This is a genomic window from Sphingorhabdus sp. Alg231-15, from assembly GCF_900149705.1.
Lineage (GTDB): Bacteria > Pseudomonadota > Alphaproteobacteria > Sphingomonadales > Sphingomonadaceae > Parasphingorhabdus.
In genome coordinates, this window is sequence record NZ_LT703001.1 from 3,008,256 (window position 1) to 3,025,554 (window position 17,299).

A 17,299-nucleotide genomic window follows, 5' to 3' on the forward strand; every position below is an offset into this window, starting at 1 on the left:
AGAGTATTTAAGGAGACGCACTAATGGCCATGAGCGGCGGCAACGATGATGGTGAGCCGATGATGGAAATGAACACGACGCCGTTGATCGACGTCTTGCTCGTTTTGCTCATCATGTTCATCATTACAATCCCGGTCCAAACCCACGCGGTAAAGCTGGACCTGCCCGTGGATGATCCGAATCCACCACCACCACCACCGATTGACCCTGTCAAGAACCGGTTGGGAGTTACAGCGACCAACCAGATTTTGTGGAACGATACACCCGTTTCGCTCAATCAGGTTAAGCAGTTTCTTTCACAGACCAAGTCAATGGTTCCTGAACCGGAACTGCAATTCCAACCGGATCCCGTCAGCGCTTATCTGACCGTTGACCGCGTGCTTGCTGAAATCAAGTCTAGCGGCGTTAGCAAGTTCGGTTTTGTCGGTAACGAACAATATAGCAGTTTTGGTAAGGCTTCACGTTTGCCCAACTAAGACGTATCTTGTATTTTCAAAAAAGGGCGGTGAAGCAATTCACCGCCCTTTTTTGTTTGTCTTCGCTAACTGGTCGCGCCCTTAGCCTCAGGATAATATCAACGGCTGTGCTTGTCATTCTCCGGCCAATCTGACCGGATAAATCTGGCTAGGGAGAATTGTGAATTCATTTGTCAACGCAGCGAACAGCTCTCGTTGCGAGTTAAAAGAGCTATGCAAATACTGTGTGAACCGGATCGAAACTCCAGGAGTTCATCGGGTTAAACGGCCACGGCAGCTTTTGATTGCTCTGCACCGTTAAACTGCAATTCGGCAAGTTTGGCATATAATCCGCTCTGAGCAATCAAACTGTCATGGTCGCCTTGCTCGACGATATGGCCTTCGTCCATCACTATGATACGATCTGCAGACCTTATGGTCGCCAAGCGGTGCGCAATAACAATTGTTGTGCGATCCCGCATCAGCCGCTCTAGCGCATCTTGAACCAGCTTCTCGCTCTCGGCATCCAGGGCCGATGTTGCTTCGTCAAGCAACAGGATAGGTGTCTGACGGAGCAATGCGCGGGCAATGGCAACACGCTGGCGTTGACCACCAGATAGCCGCGTTCCAGCTTCTCCCATAAAGCTGTCGAGCCCATCTGGGAGTTCCAGCAGGAATTTTTCGGCATTGGCGGCGCGTGCCGCTGCCCAGATTTCTTCGTCTGTCGCGTCCCATTTACCATAGCGCAAATTATCGCGCGCAGAGGCTGCAAACAACACCGTATCCTGCGGCACCAACGCCATACGTTCACGAATGTCTGCAGGATCGGCAGAGGGCAGGGCGACGCCATCAATTCTTACGCTCCCGCCCTGTGGGTCATAGAAACGCTGGGCGAGTTGAAACAGCGTGGATTTGCCAGCGCCAGACGGGCCAACAACAGCGACAGTTTCACCTGGTGATACTTTTAGTGAAAAATTCTTGAGCGCCGAAGTCTCCAGCCGCGTGGGGTAAGCGAATGTCACATTGTCAAAAGAGATTTGACCTCGTGGTGGTTCCGGCAAAGAAATCGGAGATGCAGGTGCTGCGATCCCGGGTTCTTCCGATAGCAGTTCCGCCAAACGACCGGCAGCACCAGCCCCGCGCAGCAAATCTCCATAAACCTCGGTCAAAGCCCCGAAAGCGCCGGCAACAAGGCCGCCAATCAAAACAAAAGCGAAGATTGTACCGCCGGATATCGAACCGTCGGCTACACCCAGAGCGCCGCGCCACATCAGCAGAGTGATACCGGTAAACACTAGCGCAATGACCACGGCAGTTAAGGCGGCGCGCAATCTGATCCGGCGCTTCGCGGTATCAAATGTCGATTCCACCGCTCCTTCAAAACGTTTGTGTTCTCTGGTTTCCTGACCGAAGGCCTGTACAATTTTCATCGCACCCAAAGTTTCAGAAACCATAGCGCCAACGTCTGCAACCCGATCCTGGCTGAACCGCGATACGTTGGTGAGCTTCCGACCGATAAAAACGATTGGTAGAATGACTATGGGAATACCGATCAGAAGCCCTGCAGTGAGCTTGGGCGCCAGTATGAAGAGAATGATGATCCCACCAATGCCAATCACTATATTACGCAGCGCTACGGATACGGTGGTTCCGACAATTTGCTCAATAATCGCGGTGTCAGATGTCATCCGTGAAGCAATTTCAGACGGTCGGTTTTCTTCAAAAAAACCGGGAGCCAAGCGCAACAGATTGCGCTGAACAGCTAGTCTGATATCCGCCACGACCCGCTCGCCAAGCCAGCTGACAAAGTAAAAACGAAAGGCCGTCGCAATGGACAAAATCCCAACAATTCCAAGTAAGCCCTGAAAATAAGGTGCAACATCAGTTGCATCCGCAACAAAGCCTTCATCCACGATCATCTTAAAGCCTAGTGGAATCGCCAGTGTGGCCATGGCTGCAACGAATAGCGCAATCGCGGCAAAGGTTATCTGTTTTGGATATCCAATTGCCCGGTCCCAGACCATCCGCAAATTGCCGATTTTCTTTGCCGGAGGTTTATCGTTGTCTGACTGCTCCTTTTCTGGGGCGTTGTCATTGGTAATTTCACTCATAAAAAGCCCTTAGCAGTCCGACCCTTACGTCACAATCCTGATCGCGGTTGTTGGTGGATGGAAAATCCTGTGCGCAATCAAGCCGGTCTATTCTAGATAGGGCTTAATCGCGTAATGCCAACCACCTCAGTCCCGCAGCTACCAAATTTGCTCCGCTGCCAAGTTGCTGGCAAAGCGGCTCGAAATTGCCTAAGAAACCAAGCTATTGTAGCGGTTTTCCGCTGTGTGATTCGTTCTGGACGGTCAGTATGGCGGACAGGATATGTGGCTTAAGGAAATGAAACCGTGAATCAAATTGCATCCAAAGGCCAATTGCGCATGTCGCTGTTGCGATGGGCCTTATTCATCGTTCCGGTGATTGTTCTGCTGGGCTTTCTCTCTGGGCAAGTCGCGGGTTCGGGCGAGGAAAATCGATGGTTTCAGGCGTTGGTAAAACCCGAAGCACAGCCACCTGGCTGGATGTTCGGTGTCGCTTGGACAATCCTTTACATCATGATGGGAGTTGCACTTGCGATGATTTTGCACGCGCGCGGAGCGCCTTTGCGCGGGCTCGCGATCGTCCTGTTTCTGATCCAATATGCACTCAACCTGTTCTGGTCGCCGCTATTTTTCGGCATGCATCAAATATCTGCTGCATTTTGGCTCCTGATCACGATTTTTGCGATGGCCTTTATCACGACCCTGGTTTTCGGGCGGATACGCAAAGCCGCCGCCTGGCTTATGGTTCCCTATCTGGCATGGCTGTGTTTCGCGGGAATTTTGAATAAACAGATTGTTGACCTCAATCCTGGCGCTGAAACTCTTGTTGTACCTGCGGCCAGTACCCAGATATAAAGACAAAATAGCCTGACCCCCAGACGGAGTAATTGACATGCAAAGCCAGAACAGATTTTTCGACGACCTTTCCAAAGTACTGAACGGCCTTGCCGGAACCGTTGCGGGCGTTGGCCGTGAAGCCGAGGCCGGCGCACGGGAACGAGCAAAGGAATGGGTTGGTGGTATGGACTTCGTATCGCGCGAGGAATTTGAAGCCGTGAAGGAAATGGCGTCGAATGCTCGAGCGGAAGCAGATGCCTTGAAAAAACGTATCGATGCTCTGGAAAAGACAGGTGCAACAAAGCCTACGGCGCGTAAGACTGCGGCGGCCAAACCAGCGGCTCGCAAGCCAGTCGCCCGCAAGCCGGCGGCGAAGAAAACCACACCTCCAAAATCTGAAAGCTAGTCTACACCGGTCATTGTGCCAAAACAGGCCGGTGATTTTGTGATTGATCGCCGGTCGTGATTATCCACAGTCTTCCCACAAACAATGTGATCAAAGCCATAGCGTTGCCTTGCTCTGCCTAATGGGCTGGGCCACTACGAGCTTAATGCAGGGGCAAAGATGCACATGATGTGGAAACGTAATGCTTGACGATATTTGGTCTGAGCTTGATCAGGAAGAGGCGCCGCCAGTTGATATGCTGGTCGCTTTTTTTGAAGCACGCGGCTGGTCGGTCAACCATGTCAGCGAAGAAGAAATCTCGGTTGAGATTAAAGGCAATTGGACCAGCTATCAGTTGCGGGCGATCTGGCGCAACGAAGATCACGTGCTGCAATTGTTGCTGCTTCCCGATATCCGCGTTCCCGACGATAAAAAAATCGCCATCTATGAGTCGCTCGGATTGATTAACGAGCAGCTTTGGCTTGGTCATTTTGATCTCTGGTCAACAAATAATATATTGTTGTTTCGCCATGCGATCATGCTGGGTGGCAGCGGTATGCTGGGTCTGGACCAGGCTCAGACAATTGTTGATATGGCCATTGATGAGTGGGAGCGCTTTTACCCAGTCTTCCAGTTTGTGTTGTGGAGCGACAAAAGTCCGCAGGATGCAATTGAACATGCGATGATCGACACGCAGGGCGAAGCTTAGAGGAGAAAGCCATGATCGCCGACAACTTTGACAGCATCTGGTTTGTCGGTTGCGGCAATATGGGCGGCGCTATCCTGCAAGCCTGGCTCGACAATGGACTGAATGCCGACAAGGTCACCGTGATCAAACCGCATTCTTCCCCGCTGCCAGGCGGACTGCAATCGCGGCCTGATTATCCTGCAGGCAAAGCGCCGGATCTGGTGATGCTGGCCATGAAACCTTACCAGCTTGATGAGGTCGCGGCCGAGCTCGCTCCGCTAGTCGGTAGAAACAGCCATATTATATCGGTGCTTGCCGGAACAGAGATTGACATTTTGCGTCAATCCTTTCCAGAAGCGGGCAAAATCATTCGGTTGATGCCAAATATGGCAGTCACTGTGGCCAAGTCCCCAATGATCTTGATCAGTGAGGCTGGCGATGATGATCTGAGAGAACAAATGAACCAGCTATTCTCTCCACTTGGCAATCCTGAGTGGCTGGAGAATGAAGATCAGATGCATATTGCCACGGCTCTGTCTGGCTCTGGCCCCGCCTTCTTGTTTCGTTTCATTGATGCGCTGGCGGTCTCGGCAGCGCAGCTGGGAATGGATGAAGCACAGGCCGCTCGTCTCGCATTGGCGATGGTCGACGGCGCCGCAACATTGGCCGCGGGATCAGATGTTAGTCCAGGTTCGCTGGCGGATCAGGTGGCCAGCCCCAATGGTGTCACGCGCAAAGGGCTTGATGTCCTGGATGCTGATGGCCGGATTAATGGGCTACTCCAGGATGTCCTGAAAGCGGCAATGGAGCGGAACCGGGAAATGGCTGAAGAGGCAAAGGCCTGAACGCTTTTTCGGTGTCAGCTTTTCTCTTTACGCAGGTCAAATACCATCTGACGATCGCTTTCCGGAACTAGTCCCTCCAGTACATGCCAAAATCCCGTCACCGATTCCTGCCCTGCTGTAACATAGGCAGCGGATAGCTTTTCCCGCAATTGGGCGAACAGTTCGGATTCCAGGGCTGCGCCCTTGTCGGTCAGCCTCAGTAATTTTTGTCGGCGATCTAATGATCCGGTTTTGGTTACCACCAGGTCGCGGTCATGCAATTCTTTGAGCACACGGCCTAGCGACTGTTTGGTGATCGCTAGTAAGCGCAACAATTCTCCAACCGTCAGATCCGGTTGGCGCGCAATAAAATACAGCGCCCGGTGGTGGGCCCGTCCCAGTCCCTGTTTGCCCAGCTCTTGATCAATCGCGTTTGTCAGGCGGGTATAACCAAAATAGAGCAATTCCACGCCGCGTCTGATTTCGTCTTCGCGGAGGAAGAGTGGTGATGCTCCCGGAGAGGCAGAAGGGCGAGATATGTCAGCCATGTTGACGTATCTTGACATGCTGCTTTGGGGATTGCAAGATAATCTGATCAGGGATTGATCCTTCCAACGAGCATAGTGAAAGTGACGGGATATGGCCGACGACGACAGTCTTGAAATCCTGGTGGAGCCCAATAACGCGCCGGTCCCAGATGCGGATCGCAGCAAGTTGCTCGAGAATCCTGGCTTTGGAAACTTGTTTACCGATCATATGGCGCTCATCCGTTATACGGAAGGTAAGGGCTGGCACGACGCCAAAATAGAAGCGCGCCGTTCGATCCCAATGGACCCTGCATCCTCGGTCCTGCATTATGCTCAGGAAATATTCGAGGGTATGAAAGCGTATCGGCTTGCCGACGGAACGACAGCTTTGTTCCGGCCAGAGCAGAATGCCCGGCGCTTTCAGGCCTCCGCTCGGCGGATGGCGATGCCGGAACTCCCAGAAGCAGTGTTTCTTCAGTCGGTTGAGAAGCTGGTTGATATCGATCGCGAATGGTTTCCTTCAGCCGAAGGTGGATCACTTTACTTGCGGCCGTTTATGTTCGCCAGCGAGGTCTTCCTAGGGGTCAGACCGGCAAAGGAATATCTCTACATGGTGATCGCATCACCGGCAGGGGCCTATTTCAAGGCTGGCGCATCGGCGATAACGATCTGGGTGTCCCAAGATTACAGTCGGGCCGCACCGGGGGGTACCGGCGCTGCCAAATGCGGTGGCAATTATGCTGCAAGCCTGGTCGCGCAGGCAGAGGCGATTACGCAGGATTGTGATCAAGTGGTATTTCTTGATGCTGCCGAGCAACGGTGGGTTGAAGAATTGGGCGGCATGAACCTGTTCTTCGTGATGGATGACGGCCGACTGATCACGCCGCCGCTAACCGGCACTATTTTGCCCGGAATCACCCGGGAATCAATTATGGTGTTGGCCCGTGAAGAGGGCTTGGCAGTCAGTGAAGAACCTTACTCTATTGATCAATGGCGCGAAGATGCGGCAAGCGGAAAATTGCTGGAAACTTTTGCATGTGGAACAGCCGCTGTCGTGACTGCTGTGGGAACTGTCCGATCTGGATCCGGTGATTTTACCATTGGTAGTGGCGGCCCGGGCCAATTGACCGAAAAACTGCGAATGCGGCTAGTAGACATCCAGCGCGGCCTTGTCGAAGACCAGCATGGCTGGGTGAAACGTCTGTTCTAAATCAATGTTCTGAAATTAGCTGTAACTGCCTCTTGCTCCTTTGAGGTAAGTTGGATATTAGGCCCCTTCGCTGACGAATGAAGCGGCCAATATTGGGGTGTCGCCAAGTGGTAAGGCAGCGGCTTTTGATGCCGCCATGCGCAGGTTCGAATCCTGCCACCCCAACCAAACTATCATTGAAAACGAATCGCAGTGCGACAATCATTCTGTCGTGGACGTCCCGATTCAAGGCCTCTTTACGGGAATATCCTCGAACCAATCTCAATTTCATCGCCGATTTGCCAGATTTCACCTTGATTTATGTAAAGGAATGTAAATTACATGTCGTAGTTCTGGTAAAGTCCAATAAAATAGAGATAAACATACCCGGGGTTGGGAAATTACAATAAGCGAAGGCAAATATGTTTTTGTCGTTCGCTTCCGGGGAAGATGAATGCGTATAGCAATAGCTGACGACGACAGCGCGATCGTCGAATTTTTAGGAAATATTGTTGAAGGGCAGGGCCATGTCTTTGTTGGGTTTGCCGAAGGCAACGCTCTGACTACTGCACTGCTGCGAGACACTTTTGATCTGGTGATCCTTGATTGGAATATGCCGGGTAAAACGGGCATCCAGATATTGGAATGGATGGAAGAAGCGGTTGATGACCGTCCACCCGTGATCATGATGACCAGTCGGACCGCTAAACAGGATATCAGTGAAGCGCTGAACGCCGGTGCCGATGACTATATTACCAAACCGGAAGATCCCGGCGTTATTGCTGCGCGGGTAAACGCGATCCTTCGGCGTAGCAACGGTGCTGTTGCCATGGAAACAACCGCGCAATATGGCGAATATATTCTTGACCGTATTGAACAAAAGGTCCGGCACAAGGAGACCGAGGTTTCTTTGACCGCCAAAGAGTTTGAATTGACCGATCTGATGTTCCGCAATCGCGACAGGACGTTGTCGCGCCGTTACATAATGGAAACGGTTTGGCGGACAAATGCGCATCTGGCGACCCGCACACTGGATATGCATGTTTCAAGGGTTCGGTCGAAACTGTCTCTGACGCCTGAGAACGGGTTTCGGATTTTCACAGTTTTCGGTTATGGCTATAGATTGGAGACACTAAGCAACGGGGTATGACGATGGTATATAGGAAAACCAAGCGTAACTACTTTAGCAGTTTGCGCCTCTATGCCGTTCTTTTACTCAGCCCCGTTTGTGTTTTACCTCTTGTCGCACAAGCTCAGACGTCGACAGATAATGCGCGGGTAGATTATACCTTCAAGCGCGGCGATACATTGATTGCGCTGGCCTCAAAATATCTGCGTAAACGGTCAGACTATGTTGCAGTCCAGCGGCTTAACCGCATCGCGAGCCCCCGTTTTATTCCGGTGGGCAAGACAATATCCATTCCCTTTCGTTTATTAAAGTATCGCAGAAGTGAAGCCAATCTGGCTGCTTTTAGAGGCAATGTTGCGATTGCAGCCGATGGGCAGGCGATCAGACCCGTTCAAGGTCTCGAGATTGCAGAGGGCAGCAGGCTTTCAACGTCGGCTGGCAGTTTCCTTACGCTTCAACTCGAAGATGGATCGCGTATCTCGATGCCGTCTAACAGCAAAATGCGCATTATGCGGCTTCGGCATATCTTGTTGACCGACAGTGTCGACTATGAATTGGCAGTGGATAGCGGCCGGATGCGTTCAAAGGTTACGCCATTTGACAAAAAGGCTGATCGTTATCGGGTTCGGACACCGGTTGCCGTTTCGGCTGTACGGGGGACAGACTATCGTACCCGTGTCGATGGGGCTACTGGCACAGCCTTTTCAGAAACAGTCGAAGGGGCGGTGGATGTTGCTGCCGGTGACAGTTTTGAAGATGGCCAGACGGTGGCAGTTCCAGCCGGAACTGGCGCTGCTGCATCCGTTACAGGGGACATTGCCAAGGCAGACCTGTTATCTCCGCCAGAATTGATTGATCCGGCAAAAGTACAATCGGAAGAGATTTTGGAGTTTGCTGTTACGCCACGCCCAGCCGCGGCAGGGCATCGTGTGATCGTTTCAACTGATGCCGGTTTTGTCGATATCGTTGCCGAGCAGCTTTCCGACGATGCGACCATAAGTCTTCCAACTATCGAGGACGGGCGTTATTTTGCCAAGGCCACGGCCATTGGTCAGGACGGTTTTGAAGGCATGCCAGCAACCTATGCGTTTAAACGGCAACTCAGCACGTTGAGCGGCAGCGCAGGCAAAGGGGATTTCGGATTCCGGTTCAAATGGACCGGTGCTGGCAGCGGTAAACGAGTCTACCGGTTTCAGCTCATTCTCGGCGATGAAAACAACATTCCGATTGTTGATGAAGCCGGACTGACTCAAGATGTGATTACCTTGTCAGATCTTCCCGATGGCGAGTATTATTGGCGCGTCGGGGTGACACAATATTCTGATGATCCTGAAGATCAGGACGTTTTTCAAAAATGGACCGATTTTGAAAAATTGACGGTGGCTGGCTAGGGGCCTAAGCGCCGACGCCAAGCCAGGTCTTTGTCTGGGCTGTATCTGGAGAGCTGACTGACAATGAAACTGCGCCGCCGCCTTGGGATCGAATGGGCCGGTGTTGCACTGGTCGCATCCCTTGTTGTGACCGCACTGATCTACTGGAATAGCCTGTCTGGGTTTGACAATCTCCTGTACGATCGGCTTTCAGACGTCGATCGACCCGAAGCATCGGAAGAGATTCTGATCATTGCGATAGATGAAGACAGCCTGGCGCGGTTCGGAAAATGGCCCTGGTCGAGGGAGCGCCATGCGGAATTGCTAGATATTCTCGCGGATGCGCGGCCAAAAGCAGTTGCATTTGATATATTGCTGAGCGAACCCGGCAATGCTGACGAGGACGCAGCGTTGGCGGAAGCCGCAGCAAAGAACGAAAACCTCTTTCTACCACTGCATTTTGTTTTCCCGGGAACCAATGGAACTGAATTTGATATCAAAGAGCCGGTTGCACCGTTGAGGCAATCGGTAACCGATGTCGGCCACGTCAACTTGCAATTTGATCGCGACGGTGTCGTACGCAGAACATCACTTTGCTTTGTCGGAACGAGAGAAGCTTCTGACAGCAAAGAAACAACCTGGCCGCATCTGATGGAGCAAATCTATCGCAGTGCGTTTGGCAAGAATTCTGCCGTTTACGACCGGTTAGATAATTGTGAACAGCCTCTGCTAATGCCTTTTGCCAGTCGTGGATCGTTCTCGCAAATTGCTTATGCAGCTGTCGTCGACGGTGAGATCCCGGCCGCATTTTTGCAGGACAAGATCATTTTGGTAGGCGCCACAGCACAGGGTTTGGGAGACCAGCACCCGGTTCCACTTGGTGATGGCGGAACTATGGCTGGTGTCGAAATCATGGCCAATATGCTCAACGATATCCAGGCAGATCAATTCATCACACCAGCATCACCATCCTTTCATATCATCCTTTCGCTCGTCCCGACCTGGATATTGCTGATCGGGTTCTGGCGCTGGCGTCCCCGGACGACGATTTTCGTATCCCTTGCGCTCGTAGCGATCATATTGGCATCTAGTGTTCTGCTTCTGTCATTTGAAATTTGGTTGGCACCTGGTGCAGCACTGGTTGGTCTGGCGCTGGTCTATCCTATCTGGGGGTGGCGGCGATTGCAGGCGACAAGTGATTTCATGGGTGACGAATTGAAAAACTACCGGTCGGAGACGCCCGATATTCCGGTTCTGCAGACGCCGCTGGGACCGGTCGATCTGGTGACCGAGCAGGCCGAAGAACTGGCTCATGCTATCAAATATGTGCGCGATCTACGCCGATTCATTTCCGATGCTTTGACAAATCTGCCTGATCCGATGTTCATTACCGGCCTCGATGGTCAGGTGAAATTCGTGAACAAGCTGGCGCAGACCGGCTTTGAAGATGGCGCACTGGATTTGGCGCTCGATGACATGCTGGCCCGCTTTGTATCGCCCGCTGATCTTGGTGATGTGAAGGATTATCTGGCTCTGGACCAGCAGGCGCGAGAACATGATTATGTCGATTTTACGTCCACGAGCGATCAGGTATTTGCGATGCGCCGGGCTCGGGTTCTTTCCAATGAAGGTGAACTGCGCGGGCATATCCATTATCTTGCCGATATTACCGCTGTGGCTAATGCCGCACAAGAAAGGGAAGAGGTATTGCAGCTGCTGTCACATGACATGCGGTCGCCCCAGGCGGCGATTTTGGCCTTGCTCGATGGGCAAGATGCGACGGACAGTAACAAGAGGATTGAAGGCCATGCGCGCAGGACGCTGGCGTTGGCGGACAATTTTGTTGGTCTGGCACGGATCAAGTCGAGCGAATTTTCCGGCGAGGATATCTTGTTATCCGATCTGGTGATCGAGGCCAATGACAGCTTGTGGCCGCTGGCGAAACAGCGAGGGATTAAATCTCGTGTTGACGATCAGTCCGATGGTGCCTTTATAATTGGTGAGCCGTCGAGCCTCTATCGCTCCTTCGTTAATCTCATCGACAATGCGATAAAATATAGTCCCGACAATAGTGAGATCAGCCTGTTGCTGCGTAAAATCAGCCTCGATCGACAGCCCTTTGTATCGGTCACCATAGCGGATCAAGGTGACGGAATAGCAGAGGATATGCTGGACCAGTTATTTGAGCGCTTTGCCAGCGACGATTCGGACGCCAAAGGGATTGTCAAAGGGGCCGGATTGGGCCTGAACTTCGTCGCGGCTGTTATCGAACGCCATGGCGGAACAATAAGCGCAGAAAATGTGAGGAAGGGCGGCGCATGCTTTACGATTCTATTGCCGCTGGCTCCAGATCCGGCGGAAGCTGAGCAATAGCAGGCTTACTCAATCCCGGTCCGTATGCGTATCCGGCTGTTGGGCGGCTTAGCGCTCGCACCTCCGAGATCAGAAAGGGCTGCGTCGATCAGATGGGGCAGAGACTGGTCAAAGGTGCCGTTGCAGTGATATTCGGCAGCTGTACCCGAATAGAGTGTCGATCCGTTCGTGCTATTGATCATATTGATCGTTAGGCGATGCTCAAAATCCTCGCAGGACTGCAGAAATTTTTGCTCCTTTTGATCCGCTATTCTTACAATATTCTCTTTTTCGCCTGTCGTCATGGCAATGGATGCCGGGCGGTTGGCCAATGCAATATGAACGATTACGGAGGCTGACTCGACAGCTACAAAATTTTTCCCGGTTAGTGCCTGAGCGACCAGATTGCGTGCCTTGTCGTAAGTTTTGCTATTCTGTTCCGGCTTGGCGGTGAAGCTATATTGTTTCTGTGCAGGCAGAGCGGCCGCTGCTTCGGTTTGAATGCGTGTTTCAATGGGGCCACCGCAGCTTGCAGTGAGGGCCAATATCGGGATCATCAAGATGACAAGGCGGTGCATAGCAGTCCTCTGGCTCGTTGGTAACCGAACGTAACACTAATGGCATCGGCTTGAAATGTCACGATAATAGGCCAAAAGCCCAGAAGGATACTGCCTGCTATCTAGCGGGTCAGAGCGAAATAGATGACATAGAACCACGAGAAGAAGCCGTGAATAATCGCCCAGACTATTGATTTATGCGTGGTAAAACTAATTGCAATGGCAAGCGCGCTACCAAAGCCGACGCCCTTGCTGACAATTTCCTTACGAACATAAGTAGCGCCACGACTCATCGGTGATCCTCCTTCGGCATAATCCTCTGGCCGCATCCGTTCCGGCTTGATTTTTTCTGCCATTTTCTATGCAGCCTCACGCGCACGATCAGACAATTCCTGATTGAGCATTTCAGCCAAAAGGAATGCCAGCTCCAGCGACTGGGCAGCGTTCAAGCGCGGATCACAATGGGTATGATAACGATCTCCGAGCGCCGCATCAGTAATCGCAACAGCGCCGCCGGTGCATTCGGTAACATTCTGGCCCGTCATTTCGCAATGGATGCCGCCAGCAAAAGTGCCTTCAGCGCGGTGCACTGCAAAAAAGCCACGAACCTCGGCGAGAATGCGTTCGAACGGACGGGTCTTATAGCCGCTATCTGCCTTGATGACATTGCCATGCATCGGGTCACAGGACCAGATGACCGGGTGACCTTCCTGTTTTACGGCGCGAACCAATGGTGCGAGACCGCTCTCGATCTTATCATGACCAAAGCGCGAAATCAGCGTGATCCGACCGGCTTCCCGTGCGGGGTTCAGGGTATCAAGCATCTTTAACAGATCATCGGCTTTCAGTGACGGTCCGCATTTCATGCCGATAGGATTGCCTATCCCGCGCAAAAATTCAACATGGGCGGACCCTTCAAAGCGGGTCCGATCACCAATCCAAAGGAAGTGGGCGCTGGTGTCATACCACTCACCTGTCAAACTATCTTGCCGCGTCAGCGCTTCCTCATAAGGAAGCAAAAGCGCCTCATGACTGGTGTAAAAAGAGGTCGCCTTGAGTTGTGGCACGGTATCTGGATTGATTCCGCAGGCTTCCATGAAGGATAGAGCCTCGCCGATGCGGTCTGCCATTTCTTCGAATTTCTTGGCCCAGAGGCTGCGGCTCATGAAATCATGGGTCCAGCCATGGACTTGTTGTAAATTGGCATAACCACCGGTTGAAAAAGCGCGAAGCAGGTTCAGAGTTGCGGCTGCCTGATTGTAAGCGCGGACCATGCGATCAGGATCCGGCTGCCGGCGGCCTTCTTCAAATTCGATCCCGTTGATTATATCGCCACGATAGCTTGGCATCTGCACGCCATCCTGCGTTTCTGTCGGTGCGGAACGCGGCTTGGCAAATTGCCCCGCCATCCGGCCGAGTTTTACCACCGGCATTTTTGATGCGTATGTCAGGACCACGGCCATCTGCAAAATGACCCGGAAAGTGTCGCGGATATTGTTAGGATGAAATTCCGCGAAGCTCTCTGCACAGTCACCACCTTGCAACAGGAAGGCCTTGCCCTCTGCCACTTCCGCCAGATCCTGCTTCAGGCTGCGCGCTTCGCCAGCAAAGACCAGCGGCGGATAAGTACCGAGCAGCTGCTCGGTATCTGCCAGCTTACTTGCATCAGGATAGTCAGGCATTTGCAGCCCTTCAAAATTTCTCCAACCATTTGGCGTCCAGTTCGTCGCCATAAGCGCACTCCAATATCTTTCACTTAAAATCGGGTGGCTTTAGTCGCGTTTCAAGGGCAATGGCAAGCAAAAGCGCGGTTTGGTTGCGCTGGAAACTAACAAGTCATCCTATCAAACGGCCTAGCTACCGGGTTTTGTTTTCCAGGTGCCAGCATTACGATATTTTGGCTTGATTTGGCTGACATTTGGCAATTTCTGGCCAGCAAAAGCTTTTTCGCCGCCCTTTTTTGCGGCTTCTTTGCTGTAATTCGGTGCCTGATAAGTCTTCGGCTTGCCAACCGAGATGGCGGGTGCCGGCAAGCTGTGTCGGCGGGCATTATCGGCAGCCATGGCCGCGGCTTTCTCAGCTCTTGCTGCTTCTTGCTGGGCCTTGAGACGGCCGGCTTCATAGGCTTTTTCCAAGGCAATCGGGTCTAGCGCAGAGGCCGGTGGCGAATCATATTTACGCGGTTTGGGTGCTGGCATGGGCTCGCCGCCGCGATATTTCTGGCTGAATGCGATGGCCTTACCGGCACTGCCCTTCCAACTGTAGAAACGATGCGCGCCTATAGTGCCGAGGAATCGCAGGCTGGGTGCCCAATAGGGATAAATTTCTGTCGTGTGATAATGTGTCGCGGTGCCGACTGGCGATGCAATCTTGCCGGACAGTGCCAGGGCTGCAACCTTCTTGGCCCGGTTCCAGTGATATCTGGACGGCACGCGGCGCAGCGATCCATCACACGTATAGGAAAACTGGCATCCGGTGCTTCGCTCGCTACCCTGAAAAACCACCCCGCAAACAGTGCGTGGATAGCTAGGGTGGCGGACCCGGTTCAATACGACCTGCGCAACAGCGCGTTGCCCGGCATCGGGTTCAAGTCCGGCTTCGTAGTAAACGGCCGAGGTCAGGCATTGCAGCGCCCGACTATTGTCCGTCAGCGAGGCTCTGAAAGCGACCGGGCGGATCAGATGCGCCGAGGCTGTTTGATCGCGGCTGGCGGTTGCTGTGCCGCCGCTGCTAGTTAATAGGCGGCCGAGATCATCTTTACCGGTCTCGGCGAGCGGATCGATCGCTAATTCGCTGTAGTTCTGCGGAATCGCGTAGCCGGGATCGATAAAGTAAAATGCCGAACCCGCAAAATTTTCCTCTGCTCGCTCGACTGGCTGCAATTCGGGATCGCTGGGATCATATTGCTGCGCATCGAGACTTGCCTTTGGCATGGTCGCTGGCACCATGGCCAGACTGAACACCAATAACCCCAGCAATATCCGTTCGCGAACATTCAGCATCAGCCAATTTGGCAGACGCCAGGTTCGTTTGGCTGCCGAGTTGGGAGCTTCAGTGGTGGTTGCGGTTGAAACAGGCATTTCTGGATGAACCGAATCCGGTCTTTTTGTCTTTGCAGAAGCAGTCGATGCTGGCCGGGATTTCGGCGATGGTGAAAGCACATATCCCGCCGGTCCGGCGAGAGCCGAACTGCTGCCACCAAGCTGCGGCACATAGGGAGGAGGAACACGCACTGAAATTTTCCGAAACACCTGCAATGGCCCAGACGGGCTGAAAGGGTTGGAAATACAGTCTTTCTTGTGAGTTTTCGCCGATCAAAAATCGGCTGTTTCAAGATGGGACGCGGGGTGCTTAGTCCTTAAATGGTTAACGCTGCAATTCTGCGGAGAAATCCGGAATTGTGCAAATATCGGAATTAAATGAGACGTTCGAATCGCTTGGCCAGGCCACGCCTGTTTAGCGTTTTACGTGATTCGCCTCCTGAATATTCACCAGATGGCGGGAAATAGCGTAGCCGATAACACCAAATAGGACCCCACCAATTGCGGGGCCGATGACAATTCCTGGTAGCCCGTACAGCGCTCCGCCAATCCAGAGAAACGGCAATATTCCTAACGTGTTGCGCAACCAGTTCATGATCATCGACCACGCTGGACGCTCCAGATTATTGCACGCGGCGTTGGCGATAAACAACATACCGTTGAAGAAGAATAATGGGGTTAGATAAACCGCAAAAAGCCAAAAGACATCGCGCCCTTCGCCCTGCAAATTGAAAAGGTCACTGATCGGCCCCTGGAGCAAGAACAAGAGCGGCCAAATGAGAAGCGTGTAGCCAAAGGCGAAGCCCATGGCCTGCTTGATGGTCAGGCGGATCCGGTCAAATTTCAGCGCTCCGAAATTCTGACCGATAATCGGCCCCACCGCACCAGACAGCGAAAAAAGCAAGCAAAAGGCAACAGGCACAACCCGTCCCAGGACCGCAAACCCTGCGATGACCTCGTCAGGATAGCTGGCGATGAAGCGATAAGAGATAAAGCCGCCAACCGGCGTGGCGACATTGGTCATGATTGCAGGTAATAAAATTGCCATGACCGGTTTCAAATCCTCTTGGAACAGAACGGACGTGAACGTTTGAAAGCCGCCATAATGTTTGATGATCGGGAGAACCGCCAAAATCGAAGAAACAATGGCAGCACAAGCGGTTGCTATCGCTGCACCATCAATGCCCAAACCAAAACCAAAGATAAAAATTGGGTCGAGTATGGCATTTGTAATACCCATGCTCAGTGTCACATTCATGGCCCGTCGTGCCGCGCCATGCGCGCGTAAAAAACCAGAGCAGACCATTGCCGTCACGCTGAATGGCATGAAAGGCGCGACGATGCGGATATAGCCGGTGGCCGCTTCCTTTGTAGTCCCCTTCGCACCTGCAAGGTCCAATATTTGCGGAGCAAAGACGAAGAATATGACCGCGAGCGGAATGATCAGCATCATGCTGAGCACCAATATATTGGTCAGATACCGACGCGCATATTCAACATCGCCTTGCCCAATCTTCCGCGACGCCAAGGCGCTGGCCGCGATCATGAGACCGATGTTGAACGCCGTACCGAAAAACAAGATGGTTGCAGCAAATCCCATCGCTGCCGTCAGGGCGCTATCGCCCAACTGCGCAATATAGAGCAAATCGACAAAATCGACGATGAACATAGTCAGAAGCCCAATGCTTGCCGTCAAAGTCATAACGGTAATGTGTCGCATCGGGCTGCCGGTTAGAAATATGGCGGTCTGGCTCGCGATAATATGATCCTGAAAAATGAATATGTTGGGTGGAATCAGTAAAATTCTATCGAATATGGGCCCTATAGCGTTTTGCCATTCGGTCAAATCCTCTCT

The 17,299-nt window shown here is 52.6% G+C and carries 16 protein-coding genes and 1 tRNA gene; 10 read left to right on the forward strand and 7 right to left on the reverse strand.

Going from position 1 to position 17,299, the window contains the following annotated elements; translation table 11 throughout:
- Positions 1–23: 23 nt before the first annotated feature.
- Positions 24–476 (forward strand): biopolymer transporter ExbD, encoded by a 453-nt coding sequence (locus DG177_RS14705; RefSeq protein ID WP_108812173.1) that lies wholly within the window; start codon positions 24–26, stop codon positions 474–476.
- 260 nt (positions 477–736) lie between these two features.
- Here the strand turns inward: DG177_RS14705 and DG177_RS14710 are convergent, their stop codons facing one another.
- Complete coding sequence (locus tag DG177_RS14710; protein ID WP_108812174.1) at positions 737–2,566, reverse strand: ABC transporter transmembrane domain-containing protein; 1,830 nt, start codon at positions 2,564–2,566, stop codon at positions 737–739.
- A gap of 285 nt (positions 2,567–2,851) precedes the next feature.
- Here DG177_RS14710 and DG177_RS14715 point away from each other — a divergent pair, with 285 nt between their 5' ends.
- From DG177_RS14715 to proC, 4 genes are all read left to right on the forward strand, one after another.
- Complete coding sequence (locus DG177_RS14715) at positions 2,852–3,400, forward strand: tryptophan-rich sensory protein (RefSeq protein WP_108812175.1); 549 nt, start codon at positions 2,852–2,854, stop codon at positions 3,398–3,400.
- A 37-nt stretch (positions 3,401–3,437) separates the two neighbouring features.
- On the forward strand, positions 3,438–3,788 hold the full coding sequence (locus DG177_RS14720; RefSeq protein ID WP_108812176.1) for an accessory factor UbiK family protein: 351 nt from the start codon (positions 3,438–3,440) through the stop codon (positions 3,786–3,788).
- Between the two features lie 181 nt (positions 3,789–3,969).
- Positions 3,970–4,476, forward strand: a complete 507-nt coding sequence (locus DG177_RS14725; protein ID WP_108812177.1) for a YbjN domain-containing protein — start codon at positions 3,970–3,972, stop codon at positions 4,474–4,476.
- Positions 4,477–4,487: 11 nt separating this feature from the next.
- Complete coding sequence (gene proC, locus DG177_RS14730; RefSeq protein WP_337658894.1) at positions 4,488–5,300, forward strand: pyrroline-5-carboxylate reductase; 813 nt, start codon at positions 4,488–4,490, stop codon at positions 5,298–5,300.
- Between the two features lie 14 nt (positions 5,301–5,314).
- On the opposite strand, the gene DG177_RS14735 is transcribed toward proC, so the two are convergent.
- Complete coding sequence (locus DG177_RS14735; RefSeq protein ID WP_337658895.1) at positions 5,315–5,827, reverse strand: MarR family winged helix-turn-helix transcriptional regulator; 513 nt, start codon at positions 5,825–5,827, stop codon at positions 5,315–5,317.
- Positions 5,828–5,918: 91 nt separating this feature from the next.
- On the opposite strand from DG177_RS14735, the gene DG177_RS14740 reads away from it, so the two are divergent.
- The 5 genes from DG177_RS14740 (at position 5,919) to DG177_RS14760 (ending at position 11,867) form a co-directional block, all read left to right on the forward strand.
- Positions 5,919–7,016, forward strand: a complete 1,098-nt coding sequence (locus tag DG177_RS14740; RefSeq protein ID WP_108812179.1) for a branched-chain amino acid aminotransferase — start codon at positions 5,919–5,921, stop codon at positions 7,014–7,016.
- Positions 7,017–7,109: 93 nt separating this feature from the next.
- Positions 7,110–7,184 (forward strand) — tRNA-Gln (locus DG177_RS14745).
- A 265-nt stretch (positions 7,185–7,449) separates the two neighbouring features.
- Positions 7,450–8,145: a response regulator gene (locus tag DG177_RS14750; RefSeq protein ID WP_108812180.1), complete on the forward strand. Its 696-nt coding sequence runs from the start codon at positions 7,450–7,452 to the stop codon at positions 8,143–8,145.
- A 2-nt stretch (positions 8,146–8,147) separates the two neighbouring features.
- A complete protein-coding gene (locus DG177_RS14755) occupies positions 8,148–9,515 on the forward strand; it encodes a FecR family protein (RefSeq protein ID WP_337658896.1) in 1,368 nt (455 codons plus the stop codon).
- A gap of 63 nt (positions 9,516–9,578) precedes the next feature.
- The gene (locus DG177_RS14760; protein WP_108812182.1) at positions 9,579–11,867 is read left to right on the forward strand and encodes a CHASE2 domain-containing protein; all 2,289 of its coding nucleotides are present in this window, start codon (positions 9,579–9,581) and stop codon (positions 11,865–11,867) included.
- A 5-nt stretch (positions 11,868–11,872) separates the two neighbouring features.
- Here DG177_RS14760 and DG177_RS14765 read toward each other — a convergent pair whose 3' ends face one another.
- From DG177_RS14765 to DG177_RS14785, 5 genes are all read right to left on the reverse strand, one after another.
- On the reverse strand, positions 11,873–12,424 hold the full coding sequence (locus tag DG177_RS14765; RefSeq protein ID WP_108812183.1) for a DUF4136 domain-containing protein: 552 nt from the start codon (positions 12,422–12,424) through the stop codon (positions 11,873–11,875).
- Between the two features lie 101 nt (positions 12,425–12,525).
- Positions 12,526–12,759 carry a hypothetical protein gene (locus DG177_RS14770; RefSeq protein WP_108812184.1) on the reverse strand — a complete coding sequence of 78 codons (234 nt, stop codon included), beginning with the start codon at positions 12,757–12,759 and terminating at the stop codon, positions 12,526–12,528.
- 3 nt (positions 12,760–12,762) lie between these two features.
- Positions 12,763–14,136, reverse strand: a complete 1,374-nt coding sequence (locus tag DG177_RS14775) for a class II 3-deoxy-7-phosphoheptulonate synthase (protein ID WP_108812185.1) — start codon at positions 14,134–14,136, stop codon at positions 12,763–12,765.
- Positions 14,137–14,256: 120 nt separating this feature from the next.
- Complete coding sequence (locus DG177_RS14780; RefSeq protein ID WP_337658897.1) at positions 14,257–15,636, reverse strand: cell wall hydrolase; 1,380 nt, start codon at positions 15,634–15,636, stop codon at positions 14,257–14,259.
- A 223-nt stretch (positions 15,637–15,859) separates the two neighbouring features.
- A complete protein-coding gene (locus DG177_RS14785) occupies positions 15,860–17,290 on the reverse strand; it encodes an MATE family efflux transporter (protein ID WP_108812186.1) in 1,431 nt (476 codons plus the stop codon).
- Positions 17,291–17,299: the final 9 nt, after the last annotated feature.